15 protein-coding genes and 1 other RNA gene are annotated in these 24,309 nt (G+C 64.4%); 5 read left to right on the top strand and 11 right to left on the bottom strand.

The features are described from left to right. Nucleotides 1-108 precede the first annotated feature (108 nt). Nucleotides 109-2,706 (top strand): ATP-dependent chaperone ClpB, encoded by a 2,598-nt coding sequence (gene clpB, locus PPGU16_RS08520; RefSeq protein ID WP_180719595.1) that lies wholly within the window; start codon nt 109-111, stop codon nt 2,704-2,706. A gap of 132 nt (nt 2,707-2,838) precedes the next feature. Here the strand turns inward: clpB and PPGU16_RS08515 are convergent, their stop codons facing one another. The 4 genes from PPGU16_RS08515 to PPGU16_RS08500 all read right to left on the bottom strand — a co-directional run bounded on the left by PPGU16_RS08515 (nt 2,839) and on the right by PPGU16_RS08500 (nt 12,658). Continuing rightward, nucleotides 2,839-3,285 (bottom strand): YidB family protein, encoded by a 447-nt coding sequence (locus tag PPGU16_RS08515; RefSeq protein ID WP_180719594.1) that lies wholly within the window; start codon nt 3,283-3,285, stop codon nt 2,839-2,841. Nucleotides 3,286-3,436: 151 nt separating this feature from the next. Continuing rightward, the gene (locus PPGU16_RS08510; RefSeq protein ID WP_180719593.1) at nt 3,437-3,994 is read right to left on the bottom strand and encodes a ComEA family DNA-binding protein; all 558 of its coding nucleotides are present in this window, start codon (nt 3,992-3,994) and stop codon (nt 3,437-3,439) included. A 182-nt stretch (nt 3,995-4,176) separates the two neighbouring features. Beyond that, nucleotides 4,177-6,588, bottom strand: a complete 2,412-nt coding sequence (gene pbpC, locus PPGU16_RS08505) for a penicillin-binding protein 1C (protein ID WP_180719592.1) — start codon at nt 6,586-6,588, stop codon at nt 4,177-4,179. Nucleotides 6,589-6,601: 13 nt separating this feature from the next. After that, nucleotides 6,602-12,658 (bottom strand): alpha-2-macroglobulin family protein, encoded by a 6,057-nt coding sequence (locus PPGU16_RS08500; RefSeq protein WP_180719591.1) that lies wholly within the window; start codon nt 12,656-12,658, stop codon nt 6,602-6,604. Between the two features lie 183 nt (nt 12,659-12,841). Between PPGU16_RS08500 and PPGU16_RS08495 the strand changes: the two genes are divergently transcribed. Together PPGU16_RS08495 and PPGU16_RS08490 are read left to right on the top strand one after the other, a co-directional pair. After that, nucleotides 12,842-13,255: a MerR family transcriptional regulator gene (locus PPGU16_RS08495; RefSeq protein ID WP_180719590.1), complete on the top strand. Its 414-nt coding sequence runs from the start codon at nt 12,842-12,844 to the stop codon at nt 13,253-13,255. Continuing rightward, the gene (locus tag PPGU16_RS08490; RefSeq protein WP_180719589.1) at nt 13,252-13,662 is read left to right on the top strand and encodes a carboxymuconolactone decarboxylase family protein; all 411 of its coding nucleotides are present in this window, start codon (nt 13,252-13,254) and stop codon (nt 13,660-13,662) included. Before PPGU16_RS08495 ends, PPGU16_RS08490 begins: the two co-directional genes overlap by 4 nt. 195 nt (nt 13,663-13,857) lie before the next feature. Here PPGU16_RS08490 and PPGU16_RS08485 read toward each other — a convergent pair whose 3' ends face one another. The 7 genes from PPGU16_RS08485 to trxA form a co-directional block, all read right to left on the bottom strand. Beyond that, nucleotides 13,858-15,237 carry an MATE family efflux transporter gene (locus PPGU16_RS08485; RefSeq protein WP_180722579.1) on the bottom strand — a complete coding sequence of 460 codons (1,380 nt, stop codon included), beginning with the start codon at nt 15,235-15,237 and terminating at the stop codon, nt 13,858-13,860. Nucleotides 15,238-15,239: 2 nt separating this feature from the next. After that, nucleotides 15,240-16,997, bottom strand: coding sequence for an ArnT family glycosyltransferase (locus tag PPGU16_RS08480; RefSeq protein WP_180719588.1), 1,758 nt, complete (start codon nt 16,995-16,997; stop codon nt 15,240-15,242). Nucleotides 16,998-17,292: 295 nt separating this feature from the next. After that, the gene (locus tag PPGU16_RS08475) at nt 17,293-17,556 is read right to left on the bottom strand and encodes a type B 50S ribosomal protein L31 (RefSeq protein ID WP_036005045.1); all 264 of its coding nucleotides are present in this window, start codon (nt 17,554-17,556) and stop codon (nt 17,293-17,295) included. A 179-nt stretch (nt 17,557-17,735) separates the two neighbouring features. Then, a complete protein-coding gene (locus PPGU16_RS08470) occupies nt 17,736-18,572 on the bottom strand; it encodes a M90 family metallopeptidase (RefSeq protein ID WP_180719587.1) in 837 nt (278 codons plus the stop codon). A gap of 71 nt (nt 18,573-18,643) precedes the next feature. Further along, complete coding sequence (locus PPGU16_RS08465) at nt 18,644-19,144, bottom strand: MerR family transcriptional regulator (protein ID WP_180719586.1); 501 nt, start codon at nt 19,142-19,144, stop codon at nt 18,644-18,646. Between the two features lie 145 nt (nt 19,145-19,289). Continuing rightward, nucleotides 19,290-20,555, bottom strand: a complete 1,266-nt coding sequence (rho, locus tag PPGU16_RS08460) for a transcription termination factor Rho (RefSeq protein ID WP_007586495.1) — start codon at nt 20,553-20,555, stop codon at nt 19,290-19,292. Between the two features lie 285 nt (nt 20,556-20,840). Then, entirely contained in the window at nt 20,841-21,167 is a 327-nt protein-coding gene (trxA, locus tag PPGU16_RS08455; protein ID WP_007586494.1) for a thioredoxin TrxA, read from the bottom strand. Nucleotides 21,168-21,601: 434 nt separating this feature from the next. On the opposite strand from trxA, the gene ffs reads away from it, so the two are divergent. Together ffs and dnaX are read left to right on the top strand one after the other, a co-directional pair. Further along, nucleotides 21,602-21,700, top strand: an RNA gene (gene ffs / locus PPGU16_RS08450) — signal recognition particle sRNA small type. Nucleotides 21,701-21,892: 192 nt separating this feature from the next. Next, a complete protein-coding gene (gene dnaX / locus PPGU16_RS08445; protein ID WP_180719585.1) occupies nt 21,893-24,280 on the top strand; it encodes a DNA polymerase III subunit gamma/tau in 2,388 nt (795 codons plus the stop codon). Nucleotides 24,281-24,309 lie beyond the last annotated feature (29 nt).

Below are 24,309 nucleotides of genomic sequence, written 5' to 3'. Positions count from 1 at the left end.
CACGATCGTGCCGCTGCGTGCAGATTCTCTCTCCCTGATGCAAAAAAGCGCTTGAAACTGGCAGAAAACGCCTCATTTTGGTGGTAATCGAAATTGGAGGTCTCCTAGATGAGAGTCGACAAACTCACCACTAAATTCCAGGAAGCGTTAGCCGATGCGCAAAGCCTTGCCGTCGGTCATGACAATCAGTACATCGAGCCGGTCCACCTGCTAGCGGCCCTGGTCGCGCAGCAGGACGGCTCCGCGCGCTCGCTGCTGTCGCGCGCCGGTGTCCATGTGCAGGCGCTGCAAACCGGCCTGGCCGACGCCATCACGCGTCTGCCGCAAGTGCGCGGCACGGACGGCAACGTGCAGATCGGCCGCGATCTCACCGGTCTGTTGAATCAGGCCGACAAGGAAGCGCAGAAGATCAACGACACCTACATCGCGAGCGAAATGTTCCTGCTCGCGATCGCCGACGACAAAGGCGAAGCGGGCCGTCTGGCGCGCGAGCACGGCCTGTCGCGCAAGTCGCTCGAAGCGGCCATCGTGGCCGTGCGCGGCGGCGCGCAGGTGCACAGCCAGGACGCCGAAAGCCAGCGTGAAGCGCTGAAGAAATACACGATCGACCTGACCGAGCGCGCCCGTGCGGGCAAGCTCGACCCGGTGATCGGCCGCGACGACGAAATTCGCCGCTCGATCCAGATCCTCCAGCGGCGCACGAAGAACAACCCGGTACTGATCGGCGAGCCGGGGGTCGGCAAGACGGCGATCGTCGAAGGTCTGGCGCAGCGTATCGTCAACGGCGAAGTGCCCGAGACGCTCAAGGGCAAGCGCGTGCTGTCGCTCGACATGGCGGCGCTGCTCGCGGGCGCGAAGTATCGCGGCGAGTTCGAAGAGCGTCTGAAGGCCGTGCTGAACGACATCGCGAAGGACGAAGGCCAGACCATCGTCTTCATCGACGAAATCCATACGATGGTCGGCGCGGGCAAGGCCGAAGGCGCGATGGACGCGGGCAACATGCTCAAGCCTGCGCTCTCGCGCGGCGAGCTGCATTGCGTCGGCGCGACCACGCTCGACGAATATCGGAAGTACATCGAAAAGGATGCTGCGCTGGAGCGCCGCTTCCAGAAGGTGCTCGTCGACGAGCCGAGCGTCGAAGCGACTATTGCGATCCTGCGCGGCTTGCAGGAGCGCTATGAACTGCACCACGGCGTCGATATCACCGACCCGGCAATCGTCGCGGCGGCGGAACTGTCGCATCGCTACATCACCGACCGTTTCCTGCCGGACAAGGCGATCGATCTGATCGACGAAGCGGCGTCGAAGATCAAGATGGAAATCGACTCGAAGCCCGAGGAGATGGACCGGCTCGACCGTCGGCGCATCCAGTTGAAGATCGAGCGCGAGGCCGTCAAGAAGGAGAAGGACGAAGCGTCGCAGAAGCGCCTGCAACTGATCGAGGAAGAAATCGAGCGGCTCGACCGCGAATATTCGGATCTCGAAGAAATCTGGACGGCGGAAAAAGCAGCCGTGCAGGGCAGCGCGCAGCTGAAGGAAGAGATCGAGAAGACGCGTGCGGAAATTACACGCCTGCAACGCGAAGGTAAGCTGGAGAAGGTCGCCGAACTGCAGTACGGCAAGCTGCCGCAACTCGAGTCGCAACTGAAGGCGGTCACGAAGGCCGAAGCGGAAGAGCAGAGCAATCCGACCCGTCCGCGCCTGCTGCGCACGCAGGTCGGCGCCGAGGAAATCGCGGAAGTCGTGTCGCGCGCAACGGGCATTCCCGTGTCGCGGATGATGCAAGGCGAGCGCGAGAAGCTGTTGCAGATCGAAGAGAAGCTGCATCAGCGCGTGGTCGGCCAGGATGAAGCGATCAGCGCCGTCGCCGATGCGATCCGCCGTTCGCGCGCAGGTCTGTCGGACCCGAACCGCCCGTATGGCTCGTTCCTGTTCCTGGGACCGACGGGTGTCGGCAAGACGGAGTTGTGCAAGGCGCTCGCAGCGTTTCTGTTCGACGCGGAAGATCACCTCATCCGCATCGACATGAGCGAGTTCATGGAGAAGCACAGCGTCGCGCGTCTGATCGGTGCGCCGCCGGGATACGTCGGCTACGAAGAGGGCGGTTATCTGACGGAAGCGGTGCGCCGCAAGCCGTACAGCGTGATCCTGCTCGACGAAATCGAGAAGGCGCACCCGGACGTCTTCAACGTGCTGCTGCAGGTGCTCGACGACGGCCGCATGACGGATGGCCAGGGCCGCACCGTGGACTTCAAGAACACGGTGATCGTGATGACCTCGAATCTCGGTTCGCAGGTGATCCAGTCGATGGTCGGCCAGCCTGAAGAATCCGTGAAGGACGCCGTCTGGGAAGAAGTGAAGCTGCATTTCCGGCCGGAATTCCTGAACCGGATCGACGACGTCGTCGTGTTCCATGCGCTCGATCGCTCGAACATCCAGTCGATCGCGAAGATCCAGCTGGAACGCGTGCACGAGCGGCTTGCGAAGCTCGATATGCAGCTGGTCGTGTCGGATGCGGCGCTGGAACTGATCGGCAAGGTCGGCTACGACCCGCTGTTCGGCGCGCGGCCGTTGAAGCGCGCGATCCAGCAGGAGATCGAGAACCCGGTCGCGAAGCTGATCCTCTCCGGCAAGTTCGGTCCGAAGGACGTGATTCCCGTCGAGGTGGACAACGGCAAGCTCGTGTTCGACCGGGTGGTGCACTAAGCGTCAATGAACGGGGCGTCGGGGATCGACGTCCGGTTCTGCATGCAAAACAAAAAGGGCAACGAAGGGATTCGTTGCCCTTTTTTTATGCGCGGCGCTTCGGCAAAGGCCGCGCACAGCGAACTGCTGCGCTCAGGCGTTCTTGTTGCCGAACAGACCCGCGATCTGGCCGAGCGCGCCCAATGCGCCTGACATGCCGCCTGCGTCGAGCTTGCCGTCCGCGGGCACTTCGCCGTTCGGCGTCGCTGCGTTGATCACGTGCGGCAGCACCTGCGACAGCAGGCCCGTCACCATCGACGGTTCGACGCCCGCCTTCGCCGCCATATTGGTGACGGCTTCCGAGCCGAGCACGTTATGCAGCGTGTCGGCGGCGATCGGCTGGTTTTCGCCCGTGCCGACCCACGAGCTGATGATGTCGCCCGCGCCGTTTTGCTGGAAGCGCTGGATCAGACCGTTCAGGCCGCCCGGCTGGTTGTTGACGAATTCGAGCGCGGCAGCGATCAGCGCAGCCTGGCCACCACCGCCTTGCGGCGAGTTGCCGCCGCCGAGCATGGAACCGAGGGAGTCGAGTAGGCTCATGGCAATCTCTCTTGAAAAACCGGTGCGACGTGTGTGAAGCGCGCGCCGGCGGGGAACGAAACGCCGCGCGGAGCGCGGCACCGATAGCCTATGACAGGCATTAACAGGCGTGAGGCAGTGCGGCCACTGGACGCTGATGGATAGCGCGTCCTTATACGCCCGACGCAGCGGACGCGGCCTTGCTCTTCTTGGATTTCTTCGACTTCGAAGCGGTCGTTTCCGACGCCATCGCAGGCGCGGAGGCGGCCGTAGCGGCGGGTGCCGATGCTGCGGCGGCGTCAGCCTTGCTCTTCTTCTTCGACTTCGAGGCTTTGCTGCCCGAGGCGGCGTCGGCAGGCGCGGAGGGCGCTGGCGTTTGCGCCGTGGTTGCGGCGGGAGCGGGCGCGGATTTCGACATCGTGCCAGCCGGCGCCTTGGCGGGCGCGCCCGTCGGCGGCGCGGACGAGCCGTTGATCGTCAGGCCCGCCGCTTCGAGATTCTTCACCGACTTCTGTCCGATGCCCTTGACCCGATTGGCGAGATCGTCGGCGTCCTTGAACGGGCCGTTCTTCGTGCGTTCGTCGATGATCGCTTTGGCGTGGACGGGGCCGATGCCCTTGACCGATTCGAGCGCGGCCTGGTCAGCGGAATTGACTTCGACAGCGGCCGCGAATCCCGCCGACAGCGACAGGACGAGCGCGACGAACAACATCAACAGCTTTTTCAACATGGCAATCACTCCATTGAGGGCAAACAGGTAGCCGGGAACGGACGACGCTTTCATTTGAGCAAGCACTGCGTTCAAGCATAGGACAATTTACTGTCCTCTTTCACCGAACGGCGCGAGACGAGGCGTGAATCGGCCGATTTATACCGTTCGGATCGTGACAAGACAATGCGAACTCACCAAATTTAAAGCTTTTGCCCGTTCGTTGTGCTGTCTTGCAGTGTGGATGTCAGAGGAGTGGGAGACGGTTGCGACGCCGCGTGGCCGCGTGCCGTGCCCGGCTTGCCCGCGCGCGGCGGCGCGGCCTGATGCGCCGTTGCGCCGCGCACTTCGAAGCGCACCGAATCGGCGCTCGATCCATCCGCATTGACGAGTTCGAGCACGTGCCGGCCCGGCCACGGCAGCCACAGCACGCGTTCATCGCGGCCAAGCGGCTTGCCGTCCAGGCGCCAGTTGGCGCGCCCGGACGAGCCGCTCGCGCGTTCGAAGACGATGCGCTGGCGTGCGGCCGGGATGTCGGGATCGAGCGCGAACAGCGTGCCGTCCGTCGGCGAACCGATGTGCGGCGCGGCATTCGAAGACGACACGGCCGTTTTGTCCGATGTGCGCGGCATGTTCGCTATGCCCGTCGCGTTGCCGGTTGAAATGGCATTCGCGGCCAGTCCGACTGTCTGGGTTTGCGTACCGTCGACGAACCATTCGTTGCGGGCGGGCTCGACGTTGCCGTCAAAACGCACGCGCGTCTGCACGACGCCTGCCGGCACACGCGGGGCGACGCTCGGCACGCGCCGGTGCAGGTAGCCGACGATAGCGGCCCAGATCGGCGCGGCGCCCGTCACACCGGACACGTCCCACATCGGCTGGCCGTCCGCATTGCCGACCCACACGCCGACCGTGTAGCGCGACGTGTAGCCAACCGTCCAGTTGTCGCGCATATCCTTGCTGGTGCCCGTCTTCGCCGCGGAGAAAAAGCGCGTCGCGAGCGGGCTGTCGAAGCCGAAGGTGCGCGTGCGCGCGTTGTTGTCGGACAGCACCGTCGTGATGATGTAGCTGGCGTCGACGCTGAACACGCGTTGTTGCGCAAGCGCGGCGGGCGGCGCGCGGCGAGGCAGATCGAAAGTCGGCGCGGCGAGGCCGCCGTTGGCGAGCGCGCGATACGCGTTGGTCAGCGACAGCAGCGTCACATCGGCACTGCCGAGCGCGAGCGAATAGCCGTAGTAGTCGCCGCTTTGTTCGAGCGGCAAGCCGAGCGCGGTGAGCGTCTTCGCGAAGCGATGCGGCGTCACCATCACGAGCGTGCGCACGGCAGGCACGTTCAGCGACGAGCCGAGCGCGGTGCGCACGCTGACCCAGCCCTTGAAGTCCTTGTCGTAGTTTTGAGGTATATACAGGCCGCCGCCCGCCGCGAGATCGAGCGGCGCGTCGTCGAGCAACGAGGCGGTGGTGAGCCGCCGTTCGTCGATGGCCTGCGCGTAGAGGAATGGCTTGAGCGTCGAGCCCGCCTGGCGGCGCGCGAGCACGGCATCGACGTCGCGTGCCCCCGACAGTCCGCCCGACGAGCCGACCCAGGCGAGCACGTCGCCCGTCGCGTTATCGAGCACGACGACGGCGCCGTCGTGCACGTTGCGTGGATGCGCGGGCGCGTCGAGTTCGACCAGCGTGCGCGTGAGCGTGTCGCTTGCGAAGCGCTGGAGCCTGGCATCGAGGGTGCTCGTCACGCGCGCGCCCGCGACGGGATGCGTTTCGCTTGCGACGCGACGCGCGAAATGCGGCGCGAGCGTCGGCGCATCGGGCGAGACGGACAGCAGGGCAGGAGCAGGGCGCGCGAACGCGAGTTGCACGAAGGCGGGGAGATTCACGCAGCGCTCGGGCGCCTGCATGTCGCGCAGGATACGGCATGCGCGGTCGCTGACCTTCGCATACGGCGCATTCGGCGCGCGGATCAATGCAGCGGCAACAGCGGCTTCGCGTTCGTCGAGACCGGACGGCGCCTTGCCGAACAGCGTGATCGACAGCGCGGACAGGCCAATCGTCTCGCCGCGAAACGGCACGAGGTTCAGATAGGCTTCGAGAATCTGATCCTTGCGCCAGGTGTGTTCGAGCCACAGCGCGCTGACGGCCTGATTCGCCTTTTGCGCGATCGAACGTTGCCCCGAACGTTCACGGTCGTCGTTGAGCAGACCGGTCAATTGCATCGTGACCGTGGATGCGCCGCGCGTACGCGTATTCCACAGGTTCGCCCACGCGGCGGCCGCCGCGCCGCGCCAGTCGACGCCGCTGTGTTCGTAAAAGCGTTTGTCTTCCGATACGACGATCGCTTCGCGCAGCGCCGGCGAGACGTCCGCGAGCGCGACCCAGTCGCCGCGCCGCTCGGTTTTGTCGATGCGCGTGCGTTGCAGCGGCACGCCATCGCGCGATAGCAGCAGCCAGTCGGAGCTGCGCCATTGCGTGCGCACGTCGTCGAACGTAGGCAGCGCATGGGCGGCGAGCGGTTCGGCGAGCAGCACGACGCACAGCGCGATCCGCGCGAACGCGATGCGCCAGCTCTGCTGTCGGGGCAGAGCATGGCGGCAAATCGCATTCGTGCATTCACGCATTGCGCGTCCCTCCTTACTTCGCAGTAGCCGCTGGCTTCACGACGACGGCGGCATTCGGCAGCACGCCGAACGTCGACGGCGCGTAGAGCGCTTCGACGCGTGTCGGCGGCAGGCCGAACGTGCCGACGTTGTTCAGCCGCACCGTGTACTCGACCGAGAACTTACCCTTCGGCACGTAATCGTAGTACGCGCGATAGCCGTCGAAGCCGCGTTCGACGAATGCCGGCCACGCCTCGCCCTTCGACTTCTCGCCTTGCGTCGCGGCCTCCGAATCGCGGCCGAGACCCGACCCGAGAATCGTCGCGCCCGCCGGAACGGGATCGTTGACGACAACCCAGGTCATATCCGTCTGCGCGTCGATATCCAGATGCACGCGCACGATATCGCCGCGCGTGTTCACGCCCTTCACGGCGGGATCGATCGGCGTGACCGTTTTCGTGATCCGGTAGCCCGCTGCGAACGGCGCTTTCAGCGCGACGGCGGCGAGGCTTTCGATCGTCGCCCACGGCTTGCCCGTGCCGTCGTGCATCAGCGTCAGGGACACGGGCGCGCTGCGCGTTTCAGGCGGCCACGGGAGCAGCTGGCTGCGCGTGTCGGCCGTCTTCGTGATGGCCGTTGCGGACGCATAGTTCGCCGCGGTGGCAGCGGGCTGGCTCCACGAAATCGTCTTGTCCGTCGAGCCGAGTTGCAGCTTCGTTTGCCCTGTGACAGGCACGCTCTCGAATACCTGCGAGAAGCGCTGCACGGCAATCGAGCCCCACAGGTTCGCCGTCGTCGTTTGCCAGGCGCCGTTCTTCTGCAACGCGAGCATCCCCGCGACGAGGCGCGGCATCTCGTCCTTCCAGGCGGGCATGTCGACGAACGTGAGCGCCGTGCGCGCCGCGTTGGTTTCCGTGCCCGACATCAGCCACCACAGATCGTCGTTGTCGGCCGTCGAGAAGGTGAGGCGTGTGCCCTGATACGTCAGCCGCGCGTGGATGATCTGTTCGACCTGTGCGAGTTTTTCGTCGCGTTGTGGAATGTCCTTCACGCGCGAGAGCACCGCGTAGTAATCGAGCACGGCCGACGTCGGCCACTGGTTCGGCGCGATTTCGATCGAGCCGAGCATGCTTGCACGCGCGGCGCCGTGACGCGACAGCGCTTCGAGCGCGGCGAGCTTGCGCAAATCGAGATCCTTGCGCGGCGCCCAGAAATTGCGTTCGAGCCGGCCTTCGACAAAATTGACCAGGCCGCCTTCGAGCTTCGCGCGCAGATCGTCGGGCAATGCGAAGCGCGGGTCGAGCTTCGCGGCTTCGTCGGTGACGGACAGCAGATAGGCGGTGAGCGTGGTGCTGCCCGTGTTGCCGCTGTCGTCGCCCGGCGGGAAGTAGTTGGCGAGACCGTCCTTGTCGAGATAGACGGGCATGCGCGCGACTACGCCTTGCCAGCGCGTGGCGTCGCGCAAACCCAGTGCAACCGACGTCTGCTGTTCAAGGCAGCTATACGGATAGCGCTCGAACCAGCGGCGCACGCCGGGCATGCCATCCGACAGCTTGGATTGCAGCGATACCGCGATGCCGCCGCGTAGCGCACCCGCTTGCGTAGCCGTGGCGTTCGGCGGCGCGGCGACGGGCAGCGTGAACGCGCCGTCGACTTGCGTGAGCGTCGCCTGCTGCACGGTGATGGGGATGGCTGCCGTCACGCGCTGCGTGACCTTGAGCGCATCCGTCGCGTGCGATGCGCCTTGTTCCGCCGCGCTGACATTCCAGGTCAACGCCGCGGGATTGGCTTCGGAAAGACCATCGGGCGGCGAGACTGTCCAGGCGACTTCGCGTGCAGAGTCGGCAGCGAGATCGACGGTTTGCGTTTGCAACGACAGCCCAGGCACGTTCGGCGTCACAACAACCTTCATCGCGCGCGTGGTCGTGTTGCGCACCGTGAGCTGCGCGCGGAACTGGTCGCCTTCGCGCACCAGCGGCGGCAAGCCGGAGATCAGCTGCAGATCCTGCGTGCTGCGGATCGACGTGCTGCCCGTGCCGAACGTGCCGTCGCCGACGGCTGCGATCGCGACAATACGGAAGCTCGTCAACGCGTCGTTGAGCGGCACGTCGACGGTCGCTTCACCGTTTGCGTCGAGCGTCACGCGGGGGTTCCACAGCAGCAGCGTATCGAACAGTTCGCGCGTCGAGCTGTGTCCACCGCCGCCGCCCGCGGGCACGGCCTTGCGACCGAAGTGCCGGCGTCCGACGATCTCCATCTGCGCCGTTGACGTTTCGACGCCATACGCGCGCCGTTGCAGCATCGCGTCGAGCACGTCCCAGCTGTTGTTCGGCATCAGTTCGAGCAGCGCTTCGTCGACGGCGGCCACCGCGATCTGCGTGCCGGCGGGCGCGGGCTTGCCGCCCGGCATCTGCACGCGCAGCTTCACATGCGCCTTGCCGCGTACCGTGTACGACTTCGCGTCCGGCGTGACCGTTACGTTGAGCTTATGCGCGGCCGTGCCGACCTTGATCTCGGCGAGACCGTAGCGGAATGCGGGCTTCGACAGATCGACGAGCGGCGTCGGCGCTTCGTAGTAGCGGCCTTCGTACCAGAACGCGCGCGCCCATTCGAGCGGTGCCTTCCAGCCCCACGTGAAGAACGAGTACCACGGCACTTCGCGGATGCGTCCGCGCAGCGCGAGCACCGACACGTACACGTTCGGTCCCCACGCTTCGTTCACTTTCAGCTCGACGGTCGGGTCCTTGCCGTCCAGTTTCACGACATGCGTTTCGACGATGCCTTCCCGTTCGACGGCCACCAGCGCGGTGGCGAAGCGGAAGGGCATGCGTACCTGGAAGCGTGCGGTTTCGCCGGGTTCGTAGGCGCTCTTTTCGGGCAGCACGTCGATACGGTCGGTGTTTTCGCCGCCGAACCACAGGTCTTCCTCACGCGTGACCCACACGGATGTCGTGGCCGTCGATGCATGGCCTTCGCCGTCCTTCGCGGTGACGACGAGATCGACATTGCCCGCTTCCTTGAGCTTCGCGTCGCAGGTCATCAGGCCGTGGTCGTCGCTCTTGCCGCTGCACAGCGTGCCGAGGTCCTTCGTTTCCGTGTGGTTGTCGTACGCATAGAAGCCGCCGACCATGCGCTTTCGCGACGTGATCGTGATGCGCGCAATGCCGCGTACTTCCAGCGGCACGCCCGCGCGCGGCTTGCCTTGCAGATCGACGGCGAGTGCCTTCACAGGCACTGCGTTGCCGACCGACACCCATTGCCCCGACTTCACGCCCGCGACGACGGCCGCGGGCCATAGCGTCGCGTTGCCGCTGATCGTCTGCACTTCGCCGTTCGGATCGGCGAACGTGGCTTCGAGCGCGAGGCGCTTGGGCGCATCGACTTGTGGCAGGCTCTTCAGGCTCAGGCTGCCTGCGCCGTTGCGGTCGAGCGTGACGGGTTCCTTGTCGGCGATCAGCTTCGACGTGTCGTCGTCGGCGGCCTGTTCGCTTTCTTCGTCATCGGATGACGATGTGTTGGCGTCGTTGCGCTTCTTATAGGGCGCAAAGCTGAACTCGGGATACGTGCCGGCGAAAGCGGGCGTGGTGCTCTTCATGAGCGCCGACACCTGCACGGGCAGGCCCGACGCGCCGCCGCCCGACATATAGTCGATCTGCAATGTGACGGGCGCTTCGCTTGCGGCGACGAGCGGGTGATTCTTTTCGTCGCGTACGGCGATCGTGCCTTTGAATACGGGCAGTCGAAACTCCTCGACGCGGAAGCTGCCGGACGAATAGCTATGGCGCGCCGAGTCGGCGCCGCTGTCGTCGTCGCTATCGTCGTTCGATGTGTTGTCGTTCGACGCCGTGCTCGCATCGCCGTCATCGAGCGAGACGCTGTATTCGCCGAGCTTCGCCGCGGCGGGAATCGCGAAGGTCGAATCCGATGTGTGGTCGGCGGCCCACTTGAGTGGCATGTGCCAGGTCTGTCCGCTGCCGAGATGGCGGATCGTCAGGCGCGTCGGATACGTCTTCGGAAAGGCGAGGCCGTGCATCGTCTCGACGCGGATCATGTGTTTCATCGACACCGTCTCGCCCGCGCGCAGCAGCGTGCGGTCGAACACGGTATGGGCGCGCACGGTCTGCTGGATGCTCGTGTCGGTCGGCACGTTGAAGCGCCATGCTTCGATGCCGCGGTTCCAGTCGGAGCGCACGAACGCCATGTCGTGGCCCGTCTTCGGATCGTCGATGCGCGCCGATACGAAGAAGCCATCGAAGCTGTCTTCCTTGCACTCGTTGCGTGACGTCAGCGACTGGTTGATCGTCAGCACGCCGTGCGCGTCGGTCTTGCCCGACGCGAGTTCGTCGCCGTTGCAATCGCTCACGTGCACGTCGGCGTTCGGCACGGGCTGGCCCTTGTCGAGCGTCGTCACCCACACGACGCTGTTCTCGCGCCCCTGTTTGAAGTGCACGCCGAGGTTCGTGACGAGCACCGCCGTGCGCACGTACATCGGCGCCTGCTTGCCGAGCAGCGATGCGCCGAGCGCAGGCGACGCGAGTTCGATCACATAGAAACCTGGTTTCGTCACGGGCACGCCGACCACTTCGAAAGGCCGCAGCGCTTTTGGATCGGCCTTCGGCAGCGCGAGCGTTTCGAGGTTCGATTGACCCGCGAGCAACGACAGCGAGCGGACATCGATCAGCGGATTTTTGCGGTCTTCGGCCGGGTCGGCATCGTCTGGCCTGCGCGGCACGATCACGGGATGTGGATTGTGCGCGAGCAGTTGCGGCATCTGCTGGGTGATCGACTGACGGTCCATCATGAACCCGTCGAAGCGGTCGACGTTGCGCATCCAGCGGCGGATGTCGCTGTCGGCGTCGACGCGCAGCTTCGTGAACTGGGCGTTGCCCGCGTTGAGCCCCGCGATATGAAGATCGGCTTCGACGTTGCGCAGCGTGACGGGCACGAGCGCGGGCATATCCGGTTCCGCGAAGCGCTCGATGATGCCGAACGTTCCGGACGAAAACTTTGCGAGCGGCGGCATCGGCGCCGTCGCGGTCTTGAGCGGGAAGAGGTCGGCGTTGGTCAGCGCGCGGCCGCTGACGTCCTTGAGATTCGAAGGGAGTTCGATGGTCAGGTCCGCGCGCTCGGGCAGCGGCGCGGCGAATTCGACCGTGGTGATTTGCGGGTCTTTGTCGTCAGGGGAGAAGGTCGGTTTGATTTCGCCGCTTGGCCCCTTGATACGGATTTTTTCCGCATCGGTACGCAGGATGGGCGCGTTGAACTGCACGCGCAGCGGCCGCAGAGGCGTGCAAGGCGCCTTCGCGTTCTCACGCTCGCAACTGAAGCTCGCGGCGAACGGCTCGCGCACGTTGAAGTCGAAGCGGCGTTCGACGTCGTTCGTAATGCCGCTCGGACTCGCGACACCCTTGCCGTAGACGAGTTGCGCCTTCGTGCCGGACGGCAGCGTTTGCTGGCACTGTAGCGTCAGCACGCGCGCCGCTTCCTTCTGCAGACGGAAGCGCTTGAGCAGTTCGGTGCGGGTCGCGGTGTCGACATTCTTCACGGGAATCCGGTTGCCCAGACCACTCGATTCGCACCAGACGTGCTGTTGCACCGACGCATCCGTCGCCGGGCCGTTGAGCCGCACGACGAACGCCTGGTCTTCCTCGATTTCGCCGCCATAGGGCTGGACGTTCTGCACGAACGGGCCACCCGTTTCGAACGCGTAGTGACGCGGCCCCGTCAACGGCTGGCCCGCCGACGATTTCAAACCGTCGTTCAGATCGACTGAGCAGGCGACGCCGGGCGGCAGATCAGCGGTGAAATCCCAAGCCCAGGTCTTGTCGTCGATCCAGCGCGGCTGGCCAGCGCTCGCCGCCGCGTCGTTGCACTTGATGCGCGCGGGCGCGGGCAGATCGGGTGCGCCGAACGCGACCATCGATTCGTCGAACTTGACGACCACCTGGCGGACTTGCGCGACCTTGCCTTGTGGTGTGACCTGCGTGATGCGCGCTGCATCGGCGCGCCAGGTGACGCCGATGAGAAGACCGAGCATCGCAGCCGCTGCGGCTGCCCATATCGCTTGACGTTTGATGGTGCCGCTTGGCATCGACTGCGCTCCCGGTTTCATTTTTCTTTCGGATCGCCGCCGATTCTAACTGACGCTTACGACGTTCCCAACCTGCTTCACAGGTAGGATCACGCTGACATCCGCGCATTGTCACGCGTTGTCACGGGTTGTCAGATAGCGCTTGACTTAGAGTTCACTCGAAGTCCTAACCTGAGTTCCGTCATGTCGAAAGCTCTCACCATCGGTCAGGTCGCCGCGACGAGCGGCGTCTCCACGCATACGCTGCGCTACTACGAGCAGGCGGGATTGTTGCGGTCCATCGGCCGCGCGGACGCGGGGCATCGCCTGTACGCGCCTGCGGATCTCGACTGGCTGCAATTCGTGATGCGCCTGAAGGCGACGGGGATGCCGATCGCGGGCATGCAGGCGTTCGCTGCGCTGCGTGCCGAAGGCGACGGGACGTTCGGCGCGCGCCGCGCGATGCTGATCGAACATCGCGACGCCGTGCTCGCGCGTATCGCCGAGTTGCAGACCAACCTCGAGGCGATCAGCGACAAGATCGTGTTTTATGAGGCCGCAGAGCGCGAAGCATCGACAGGACATATCGACAACTCATTTGTAAAGGACTCGCCATGAATCACGCACACGACGATCGCTACGCACGCGGCTGGGACAAGCTGAAGGAAATCGACGGAACGGCAGGGGAGAAGGTGATCGCGTCGCTCGCACCGATTGCGCCGGATTTCGCGCGGCTCCTGATCGAGTTTCCGTTCGGCGATGTGTATAGCCGCCCGCAACTCGACCTGCGCGCTCGTGAAATCGCGACGATCGCGGCGCTGGCCGTGCTCGGCAACGCGCAGCCGCAACTCAAGGTGCATATCGAAGCGGCATTGAACGTCGGCTGCACGCGCGACGAGATCGTCGAAGTGTTCATGCAGATGGCCGTGTATGCGGGTTTTCCGGCTGCGTTGAATGCACTGTTCGCAGCGCGCGAAGTGTTCGAGCGGCGCGATGAAGAGGAAGCGGTGGAGGCTGCTGTCTGAGGCGTTGGACCGATCAGTGCGGGTTGGCGGAAGACTTGGAATGCAACTAACGGTCTGTTTTTTCGCCATTCTCCGAGGCGACCTTTGCGGGCCGTTCGAAAGCTCAGTCTACAAGGGGAGATCGTCGGATTGCGAGGAAGCAGGTCGGTGCACGGAGGGTTTGCGCAACGACGTTGGCGTAGGCTCGAAGTGAAATCAGGCCGCGCTATCCGCCTGCTGCACGGCGCCCATCCGCACCGACCGTCCGCTGATCGTCCGCAGATACACGGCGAGACCGATACCCGCGATCAACAGGCTGGCCGTATTCGCGAGCCAGAATCCGCGCGCGCCCGTGAACGATTCGGGTACCCAGCCGCCGACGTCGAAACCGAGCGCATAACCGCCGCCCAGCCCGACGCCCCACAACGCCACGGCATAGATCACGGTCGGCACGACAGCCACGCGATACGCGCGCAGCACGAACGCCGACGTGATCTGCAGCGCGTCGCACAGATGGTAGAAAACGACGATCAGCACCAGCGGCATCGCCGCCTGCACGACCTGCGGATTAGGCGTGTAGCCCTCGATGATGACGGGCCGCAGTGCGAGCACGATCACGCCATAGCAGCACGCGATCGCAACGGCCATCGCGATGCCGTGCCGCGCGAGCGTGCGCGCGGCCTCGAAACGCTGCGCGCCGAGCGCCTGCGCGACGAGCGTCGACGTGGCGATGCCGATCGACAGCGGCGTCATGTATAGCACCGCACCGATGTTGCCTGCGATCTGATGACCCGCCAGCGTCGTCGTGCCGAAGCGCGCAATAAAGAGCGCCATGAACGTGTACGACGTGACCTCGATCAGATACGACAGTCCCATCGGCACGCCGAGCTTCAACTGTGCCGCCTGACGCCGCCAGACCGGCCAGCAGAAGTGCCGGAAGATCGCGAACGGCCGGAACACGTCGAGCTTCGTCATCACCAGCATGCCGACGACGGCGAGCGTCCAGTTGATCAGAATGCTGGCGAGCGCGGCGCCCGGACCGCCGAGCGCCGGCAAGCCCAGCTTGCCGAAAATCAGCAGGACGTTGAGCGGCACCTTCAGCAGCAACGCGCCGATCTGCAGGATCATCACGAGCCGCGGCTGGCCGACGGCATTGGTCAGCGAGCTGTAGACGCGAAACGCGAGGCTCGCCGGCAAGCCGAACGCGAGTATCTGCAGATAGGACACGGTGCGCTCGCGCAGCGCCTCGGGGGCACGCGCAACCTGCAGCAGCGGGTGAGGGAAGTAGAGAATCAGAAAGCCGATGACGGCGAGCGCCAGCGCGAGCCACAGCGCCTGGCGCACTTCCTCGCCGATCTCTTCGTAACGCGCCGCGCCGTAGAGCTGACCGGCGATCGGTTGCAGCGCCGTCAGAATCCCCGTCAGGCCGATATACACGGAGATGTAGATCGATGAGCCGAGGCCGAGCGCGGCGAGATCGGTTGCCGAAAAACGGCCGACCATCGCCGTGTCGATCACGCCGAATGCGATGATCGCCAGTTGGCCGATCAGCACGGGCCACGCTAGCCCGGCGATTTTCCGCACATCGGCGAACATGGTCAGCCGGCTTTCTTCGGACGCCACGGGCGGCGCTTGACGGGCGGCTGCGGCCGGTCGATGCGCACGTACAGGCGGAAGCGTTCGTCGCGGTCGGCGACGCGGCGGCCTTCCCAGACGAGTTTCCAGACGAAGTTCGACATCGCGCTCGGCTCGCCGAAGTCCTGCGTGTCCTGGCGCAGGAGCACGTCGCAGTCTTCATCGAACGAAAAATGCATGTCGCCGAAGTAAGCGAACGTGGCGATCTGCGCGTCGCCGAGGCGCGCGGGCGAAATGCAGTTGTAGTCGGCCGGCAGGTGCGCGGCGATCTGCTGGGCCACGTCCTTGTAGGTCCGGCTGTAGTTGACGACGGGCAGCCACAGCGTCATCAGCAGCACCCACATCAGCGTGGTGCCTGCGCTCGACAGCACGACGCTGCGCCACAGTACCTTCGGATGACGCGCCACGCGCCATTGCACCAGCACGAACCAGCAGACGGTCACGGCGACCGCGCACACGAACGACAGGATCTTGAACTGCGGCGTGAAGCCCGGCGCGAGGCGCGCGAGGTTGCGCGCCAGCTGATGCGGGAAGCCCGTCATGCCCGCGAGCCACACGAGCCAGACGAACGAGCCGAGCACGGTGAAGCTGAGCACCGCGAACCAGTCGATCGCATTGATCGCGCCGCGCTTGAGCGTCGGCAGCGCGAACGCGGCGATGACGGCCAGTGCGGGCGTCAGCAGGATGAATAGACGGTTCGAGCCATGGCTTTGCAGCACGACGAGAATCAGCAGCGGCGCAATCACCGACAGCGGAATAGCGATGTGCGGCGCGCGCCGCACGCCGGCCCAGCTGAACCACGCCCAGATCGCGAGCGGCCACGCCGGCCACGCGAACAGCGACAGGTTTTTGACGGCGTAGAGCAGCGTCGAGCCATAGGGGCCCGCGAACGCATGCAGACTGCCGCGCATCCATTGCTGGAGGAACCAGACGGCGTCGTCGGGGTAGAGCGCGATGGCCGCGAGCGGCCACGCAACCGACAGCGCCAGCGCGACGGGCAGGCCGGCCAGCATCAGCGTGCGCCAGTGCGTCTCGTGCACGATCACCATCATCGCGAAGGTGCCGATCAGCAGCGCGCCGACCAGCACAGGACTGCTCGACAGCGTGACGAGGCCGATCGCGCCACCCCAGATCAGCGCGCCCTGGACGGGTTTGTCGATCATCCGCACGAGGCCGTAGACGAGCATCGCGATGCAGGCGAACTGCGCGATCTGCGGCGTGGTTTCGTGGCCACGTTCGGCGAGGCCGAACGTGGCGAGCAGGATCAGCAGCGCGCCGTCGCCGAGCGTGCGGCCATAATCTCGCGGCTCGGGCTCGCCGCCGAAGGCGTATTTGAACGGCTGGACCTCGGGCCCGCGACCGAGCAGATAGGCTGCGTACCAGACGAACGCGCACGCCACGCAGAACAGCAGGCCGGTGAACACGCGCGACGCATTGCTTGCATCGACGAGCGGGTCCAGCACGCGGATCGCGCTTGCGCCGAGCCAGTAGCCGAGCGGCGCGTCCGAGGTCATGTACTTGCCGACCAGATTCGGCAGCAGCCAGTCGTGCAGCGAGCCGTTGGCCATCGTCCACATGACGCCGAAGCCGGCTGCATCCTCGTTCTTCCATGGGTCGCGCCCGAACAGGCCAAACGACGCATACACGACGCAGATGGTGAGCAGCAGCCAGCGCGGCAGCGCGCTGGTAGCGGAGGCAGTGAGGCGAACGACAGATCTCATGCGGTGTTCGTGTGGGGCCGCGCGCGTGGCAGCCGTGAGTTATTGGTGGAGCGCAGGAGGCGTCTCGGATTCAGGCATGCGGCATTGTAGACGGGTGGCGCGGTGCGCGTCACACGCTGCCTTACAGACGGTTGCACAGCAGGTAAACGGGCGAGGGTCGGGCGGGGTGTCGATGCGAAGCCGGGCGGTGAATCGACACGGCGTCCACCGACAAAAAAGGGCAGCTTTCGCTGCCCTTTTTGCATCGTTGCGGCCCGGACGAAAGTCGGGGCACACACGTGTAACCGGCGGGGTATTACTTGCCGGCCTTGCCCGAAGCGCGGGCGCCGAACTTCTTGTTGAACTTCTCGACGCGGCCTGCCGTGTCCATGATCTTTTGCTGACCCGTGTAGAACGGATGCGATTCCGACGAGACTTCGATCTTCGCCAGCGGGTACGTCTTGCCTTCGAATTCGCCCGTTTCCTTCGTCTGGATGGTCGAGCGCGTCACGAATTTGAAGTCGATCGACATATCGACGAACAGGACTTCGCGGTAATTCGGGTGAATGCCTTCTTTCATGGTCTTTCCTTTAATCTGGCGGTAGCCAACCCGGGAGCCGGAGAATTCCGCAACCGCGAGCCACTTGCCTAAGGTCGAAAAACGGGGATTATGCCAGAAAATCAGACCTTTGACGAGGTTGCCGAAGGTTTTTTGGCAGACGCGGCACAGCTTCGTTTTCAGCCGTTTTTCCTTTGGAATCAGCTATTTGTATCGCCAAGTGCGCCCGTGCTGGCCGGGTCTTGCCGGTAATAGCGCGCGAGCAGCCGATAGAGCTCGGGATATTCCGCCTCGAACTCGCGTGGTTTCACGAACAGCGCCTCGCTGCAGACGGCAAAAAATTCCGATGGGTGATCGGTTGCATACGGATCGATCAGCGATTCACGCTCGAAGCGCGTCCAGCGGCGATCCGGCACGGCGTCCACCTTCGCGCAGAACTGGTCGTACGCGTGGTCGAACACGTCGGCCCATTGCGCGGCATCGAGCGGCGCATGCAGCTTGCGAAAGAGGGGCGGGTGGCCATCCGCTTCGCCCGTCACCATGTCGATCTTGTGCGCGAACTCGTGAATCACGACGTTGTAGGCGTCCGCGCTGTCCGTCATCTGCGCGTCTTCCCAGGACAGAATCACGGGGCCGCCTTCCCACGCTTCGCCGCTCGCATCGTGCTCGACTTCATGCACGACGCCGTCTTCGTCTTCGACCGTCTTGCGGATCACGAACTCGCCCGGATAGACGATCACGCCGACCCAGCCGCGATACAGTTCCAGCCCGAGATTGAGCACGGGCAGGCAGGCCTGCACGGCAATCGCGACGGTGATCCGTTCGGTCAATTCGAGATCGTGCGCGGTCGAGAATTCCTTTTGTGCGATGAAGAGACTCGTCATCTCGCGCAGGCGCTGCAGATCGGCGGGCGCCAGATGCGACAGGAAGGGCAGCCCGTCGAGCGTCGCCTGCCAGAGCGCGTCGTCGATCGCGTAGGTGCGTAGCGCGCGGTCGCGGCGGCGCGTGTCGAGCCATCGAGTGAGTTTCGAAAACATCGCGTGCCTGGATTCGTTTGAGTGATCGATGCTGAGCGGTTGCGAGATATGCCGGACGGCGTGCGTGACGCTCAGGCTTTCGTGTTTTTGGCGCGCTTCAACGCGGCGGAGGCGCGCCGCTTCTGGATCAGTTCGTCGGCACTCTCGCCAGCGAGACGGCGCTGCACGTAATCCAGATCGTCGCTCAGTTCCGCTTTGAGCTTTTGCGCTTCCTTCAGTTCGCGCTGCACGGATTCGATCCGCGCATCGAGCGATTCGACCTGCTGCGCGAGACCGTCACGTATCTGCTGCAACGATTCCATCGAATAGCCGCGGCGTCCGCTTTCGGTGTTTTCGAGCGGGCGCTTCAGCATTTCGGTAATGCCCGCCAGCGAAAACCCCAGCGCGCGCAAACGCAGGATGCGCGAAAAGCGTTCGAGGTCGTCCTCATCGTACAGACGATAGCGGCCTTCGCTGCGGCTGGGCGTAACCAGTCCGCGTTCTTCGTAGTATTTGAGCGTGCGCGGCGTGACGGCCAGGCGTTCGGCGGCGTCGCGCACGGTCAGCAGCGTGGGGGAATCGGCGTTCGGCATGGTGATGCTTCACTGGTCGGCGGGGCGTGAAGCATTATAGAGATAGGTGCGCATTCGCATCGCGGCGTGCGCAGGCGGGGAGCGTGAAAATAAAAAACGCCTGCTCGAAAGCAGGCGTTTTTGCGGTCGGAATGTCGATGGCTATTTAGCCGCCACCGCGACGCATCATGTCGAAGAACTCGGCGTTGTTCTTCGTCTGGCGGATCTTGTCGAGCAGGAATTCCATTGCCTCGACTTCGTCCATGTCGTGGATGAACTTGCGCAGCACCCAGATCTTTTGCAGGATCTCGGGCTTGATGAGCAGTTCTTCGCGACGCGTGCCGGACTTGTTCAGGTTGATGGACGGATAGACGCGCTTTTCCGCGAGACGGCGCTCGAGGTGCACTTCCATGTTGCCCGTGCCCTTGAATTCTTCGTAGATCACGTCGTCCATGCGGCTGCCCGTTTCGATCAGCGCCGTGCCGATGATGGTCAGCGAACCGCCTTCCTCGATGTTACGGGCCGCGCCAAAGAAGCGCTTCGGACGCTGCAGTGCGTTCGCATCGACACCGCCCGTCAGCACCTTGCCCGATGCCGGGACGACCGTGTTGTACGCACGCGCGAGACGTGTGATCGAGTCGAGCAGAATCACCACGTCGTTCTTCATTTCGACGAGGCGCTTGGCCTTTTCGATCACCATTTCGGCGACCTGCACGTGACGCGCAGCCGGTTCGTCGAACGTCGAAGCAATGACTTCGCCTGCCACCGAACGCTGCATTTCCGTCACTTCTTCAGGACGCTCGTCGATCAGCAACACGAACAGGATCACGTCCGGATGGTTCTGCTTGATCGCATGGGCGATGTGCTGAAGCATCACGGTCTTGCCGGACTTCGGCGACGCGACGAGCAAACCGCGCTGGCCCTTGCCGATGGGCGCGATCATGTCGATGATGCGGCCCGTGACGTTTTCCTCGCCACGCATTTCACGTTCGAGCAGCAGCACCTTGTTCGGGTGCAGCGGCGTCAGATTCTCGAACATGATCTTGTGCTTCGAGGCTTCCGGCGGCTGGCCGTTGACCTTGTCGACCTTCACCAGCGCGAAGTAGCGCTCGCCGTCCTTCGGCGTGCGGACTTCGCCTTCGATCGTGTCGCCCGTATGCAGGTTGAAGCGGCGGATCTGCGACGGGCTGATGTAGATGTCGTCCGTGCTGGCGAGATACGAGGTTTCCGGCGAGCGCAGGAAGCCGAAGCCGTCTGGCAGCACTTCGAGGGTGCCGTCACCGAAGATCGTTTCGCCCGTTTTGGCGCGCTTTTTTAGAATGGCGAACATCAGTTCCTGCTTGCGCAGGCGGTTCGCACTTTCGATCTCGAGACCATTGGCCATCTCGATCAATTGGGACACGTGCTGAGTCTTAAGCTCGGATAAATGCATACGGAGAACCCGCAGAGAAGGTGCGACCTGAATTGAAATCTGGGAGGAGAAGTGAGCGGAACCGCTCAAGGACTTACTCGTCTTTTCGACGTTTTATGGATTCTAGCATAGCACACGCCAAAACCAGCCTGCGCGGCCGGTTCTTTGTCGGCGCATGATTCTTGTTGTCTGTTGTCCAGCGACAACAAGAATCATGCGGCTCGCTTCATGCGCGGCGTCACTTCACTGCCGACGCACTGCGCGAGCCGGGCAACGCGCTTGCTGCGCGCGTGCCGTGCATGCAGATTAAAGGTTGCCGTCGAGGAACGCGGTGAGTTGCGACTTCGACAGTGCGCCAACCTTCTGTGCAGCAACCGCGCCGTTCTTGAAGAGGATCAGCGTAGGGATGCCGCGCACGCCGAACTTGACGGGCGTGGATTGATGTTCGTCGACATTGATCTTGGCGATCTGCAGGCGATCAGCGTAGTCCTTCGCAACTTCGTCGAGGATCGGCGCGATCATCTTGCACGGGCCACACCATTCCGCCCAGAAATCGAGCAGCACGGGTTTGTCGGATTTGACGACGTCCTGTTCAAACGACGCGTCGCTAATATGCTTGATGTGTTCGCTCATTTGTGTGAATACCTCTTTCGGTTCGAGGCCTGCTTTGAATGCCCGCCACGATACAACAAAATCAGAAAACTTTCCGTTCGCTTTGCCACAGGGCAAACCATGAAGCGCACCGCGGGAAGTATCGTGGGGACACCTTCAGGAGGGCGGACTGGCTTGGCTTTGCGGGTCACTTGAACGTCAGTTTAGCCTAAATTGCTATGCGTTGCCCGTCGTGATAGTACGCATTCCGACAGTAGGGTTTCGCGCCGCGCCTCACATCACTTCACGTGATACCGATGTCGATGCCAGGGCGCGGCGGGTCCCTCGTGACACCACCTATCTGGAGTTCGCGCGCGCGAACACAAGAGGGCATCGACGACGTTCGAACGGGTTTCTGCGTCTTTTGTCGAGCCAGCCTCTCGCGCGGCGCAACGAGCGATGTTAGAATACGACGTGACGGGCCTCCTCGCATGGAGGGGCGGTCAACCTGGTCAGGTCGGGAACGAAGCAGCCACAGCCGTTTTCCGCCAGTGCCGAGGGTCAGGCTCGTCACCTTCCTTTTTTCGCCTCTGTTTCATTTCCCCTCGTTGTTCTCTTCGCAGCGTCGTTCGTCACGCAGCAGGTTCTATCGCTCCCTTAGCGAAATTCAATGAAGCGTCAGAGCGTTGTCACGCCTTGCCTGAGCACGCCATCGGGCGCGTGATCGATTCGTCTTTACGCGTCAGTCTTGCTGATACAATTTCCGGATGACCTATCAAGTTCTCGCACGCAAATGGCGGCCGAAGGATTTCGCTTCGCTCGTCGGACAGGAGCACGTGGTGCGCGCGCTCACGCACGCGCTCGACGGCGGCCGTCTGCACCATGCCTATCTGTTTACCGGCACGCGGGGCGTCGGCAAGACGACGCTGTCGCGGATCTTCGCAAAGGCGCTCAACTGTGAGACGGGCGTCACGTCCACGCCATGCGGTGTATGCCGCGCGTGCCGCGAGATCGATGAAGGGCGTTTCGTCGATTATGTCGAGATGGACGCGGCGAGCAATCGCGGTGTCGATGAAATGGCCGCGTTGCTGGAGCGTGCGGTGTACGCGCCCGTCGATGCACGCTTCAAGGTCTACATGATCGACGAAGTGCACATGCTGACCAACCACGCGTTCAACGCGATGTTGAAGACGCTGGAAGAGCCGCCGCCGCACGTCAAATTCATCCTCGCCACGACCGACCCGCAAAAGATTCCCGTCACGGTGCTGTCGCGCTGCCTTCAGTTCAACCTGAAGCAGATGCCGGCGGGTCATATCGTGTCGCATCTCGAGCGCATTCTCGGCGAAGAAAACATTCCGCACGAAGCGCAAGCGTTGCGCCTGCTCGCGCGCGCCGCGGACGGTTCGATGCGCGATGCGCTGTCGCTGACCGATCAGGCCATTGCCTACTCGGCGAACCAGGTCACCGAGGAAGCCGTGCGCGGCATGCTCGGCGCGCTCGATCAAAGCTATCTGATCCGTCTGCTCGACGCGCTGGTCGCGGGCGACGGTGCGGCGGTGCTGTCGGTTGCCGACGAAATGGCCTTGCGCAGCCTGTCCTTCTCGACGGCGCTGCAGGATCTGGCGAGTCTGTTGCACAAGATCGCGTGGGCGCAGTTTTCGCCGTCGTCGGTGCTGGACGAGTGGCCGGAAGCCGCCGATCTGCGCCGTTTCGCCGACACGCTGAGTCCGGAGCAGGTGCAACTGTTCTATCAGATCGCGACGATCGGCCGAAGCGAGCTGGGTCTTGCGCCTGATGAATACGCTGGCTTCACGATGACGCTGCTGCGCATGCTCGCGTTCGAACCCGCGCCCAACGGTGGCGGCGGAGGCGGCGTGACGCCGGCTGGGCGCTCGAACGTCCCGGCTGCTGGAGCGAAGCGCACGGGCGCGCCCGTCGCGGCGGTGGCTGCCGCGCCGCAGGCGCGCACGAGCGATGCGCCGACAGCGGTTCCTGCGACTGCGGCCACTGCGCCCCGCGTCGCTCCCGTAGCGAAACCCGAACCTGCACCGGTTCAGCCGCAAGCGGTTCCCGAAGCGGCCGTGCCGTCAGCGCCTGCGCCCGAAATCCAGGCCGCGCCCGTCGATGCCGCCGTCACGCCGCTGTCGGCGGCTGCGGCTTCGGCTTCATCCGAATCCCTAGCGAACGTCGTTTCCCCGGTTGCATCGATCGCGCAACAGGAAGATACCGCCGCGCCGCAAGACAACGCTCCCGCGCAAGCCGAATTCGCCCCGCGCCGCGCTGGCGGCGCGAGCGCGGCGCTCGACGTATTGCGCAACGCGGGCCTGAAAGTATCGACGGGAGGCCGTCCGGCCTCAGCCGCACCCGCAGCGGCGACGCCATCGGCGCCTGCCAAAGCCGCACCGCGCGTCGCCGTTCGGGTGCCGACGCCCGATCCCGCGCGCCGCGCCGCGGCTGCCGCGCAGCAGGAAACCGCCGCGCGCGCGCAGACGCCGCGTGCCGCACAGCCGCAGGGCGGCTCCGGCGTGCCGCCGTGGGAAGACATCCCTCCCGACGACTACCTGCCCGCATCGTCGGACGACGCGTTCTTCGCGCCCCCCGACGACAACTTCATTCCCGTTTTCGACAGCGGCCCGGACGACATGCTGGTCGGGCGAGGCAATGCGCCCGCTGCGTCCGCGGCGACAGCCGCGCCCGTCGTCGATATCCGCACACTGCCGCCCGCCGTGCCGCTCGATGCAATCGGCGTCGACGGCGACTGGCCGGCGCTTGCCGTGACATTGCCGCTCAAGGGCATCGCTTATCAGCTCGCGTTCAACAGCGAGCTGATGGCCGTCGAGGGCAAGACGCTCAAGCTGAACGTCGCGGTCCAGCTCTACACCGAGCCCGCGCAGATCGCGAAACTCAAGGCGGCGCTCGCCGAGCGGCTGGGCAACGAGATCGACGTGCAGGTCGAAGTCGGCCCGGTGCGGCGCACGGCTGCCGTGCTCGATTCGATCGAGCGCGCGAAACGCCAGCAGGAAGCCGAGCGCGAGATCGGCGCGGATCCTTTCGTGCAATCGCTGATCCGCGAATTCGGCGCGAGCATCGTGCCGGGCTCCGTTCGCCCGCTCGCGCCGGGCGCCGAAGGCGGCCAGAGCGCGGCCGGTCACTGACTTCCGCGCGCGCCGCTCATCACGCGTGC

Origin of the sequence: Paraburkholderia largidicola (assembly GCF_013426895.1) — a bacterium.
Lineage (GTDB): Bacteria > Pseudomonadota > Gammaproteobacteria > Burkholderiales > Burkholderiaceae > Paraburkholderia > Paraburkholderia largidicola.
The sequence above is the reverse complement of the archived record's forward strand: the minus strand, read 5'-3'. Positions and strand labels throughout refer to the sequence as shown.

Bases quoted from the DNA above. Each gene is read 5' to 3' on its own strand.
- PPGU16_RS08490 (WP_180719589.1), top strand. From the start codon at position 13,252: ATGAATCACGCACACGACGATCGCTACGCACGCGGCTGGGACAAGCTG.
- pbpC (WP_180719592.1), bottom strand. From the start codon at position 6,588: ATGCGTGAATGCACGAATGCGATTTGCCGCCATGCTCTGCCCCGACAG.
- rho (WP_007586495.1), bottom strand. From the start codon at position 20,555: ATGCATTTATCCGAGCTTAAGACTCAGCACGTGTCCCAATTGATCGAG.
- PPGU16_RS08465 (WP_180719586.1), bottom strand. From the start codon at position 19,144: ATGCCGAACGCCGATTCCCCCACGCTGCTGACCGTGCGCGACGCCGCC.
- PPGU16_RS08495 (WP_180719590.1), top strand. From the start codon at position 12,842: ATGTCGAAAGCTCTCACCATCGGTCAGGTCGCCGCGACGAGCGGCGTC.
- PPGU16_RS08515 (WP_180719594.1), bottom strand. From the start codon at position 3,285: ATGAGCCTACTCGACTCCCTCGGTTCCATGCTCGGCGGCGGCAACTCG.
- PPGU16_RS08480 (WP_180719588.1), bottom strand. From the start codon at position 16,997: ATGAGATCTGTCGTTCGCCTCACTGCCTCCGCTACCAGCGCGCTGCCG.
- PPGU16_RS08475 (WP_036005045.1), bottom strand. From the start codon at position 17,556: ATGAAAGAAGGCATTCACCCGAATTACCGCGAAGTCCTGTTCGTCGAT.
- clpB (WP_180719595.1), top strand. From the start codon at position 109: ATGAGAGTCGACAAACTCACCACTAAATTCCAGGAAGCGTTAGCCGAT.
- PPGU16_RS08470 (WP_180719587.1), bottom strand. From the start codon at position 18,572: ATGTTTTCGAAACTCACTCGATGGCTCGACACGCGCCGCCGCGACCGC.
- PPGU16_RS08485 (WP_180722579.1), bottom strand. From the start codon at position 15,237: ATGTTCGCCGATGTGCGGAAAATCGCCGGGCTAGCGTGGCCCGTGCTG.
- trxA (WP_007586494.1), bottom strand. From the start codon at position 21,167: ATGAGCGAACACATCAAGCATATTAGCGACGCGTCGTTTGAACAGGAC.
- dnaX (WP_180719585.1), top strand. From the start codon at position 21,893: ATGACCTATCAAGTTCTCGCACGCAAATGGCGGCCGAAGGATTTCGCT.
- PPGU16_RS08500 (WP_180719591.1), bottom strand. From the start codon at position 12,658: ATGCCAAGCGGCACCATCAAACGTCAAGCGATATGGGCAGCCGCAGCG.
- PPGU16_RS08510 (WP_180719593.1), bottom strand. From the start codon at position 3,994: ATGTTGAAAAAGCTGTTGATGTTGTTCGTCGCGCTCGTCCTGTCGCTG.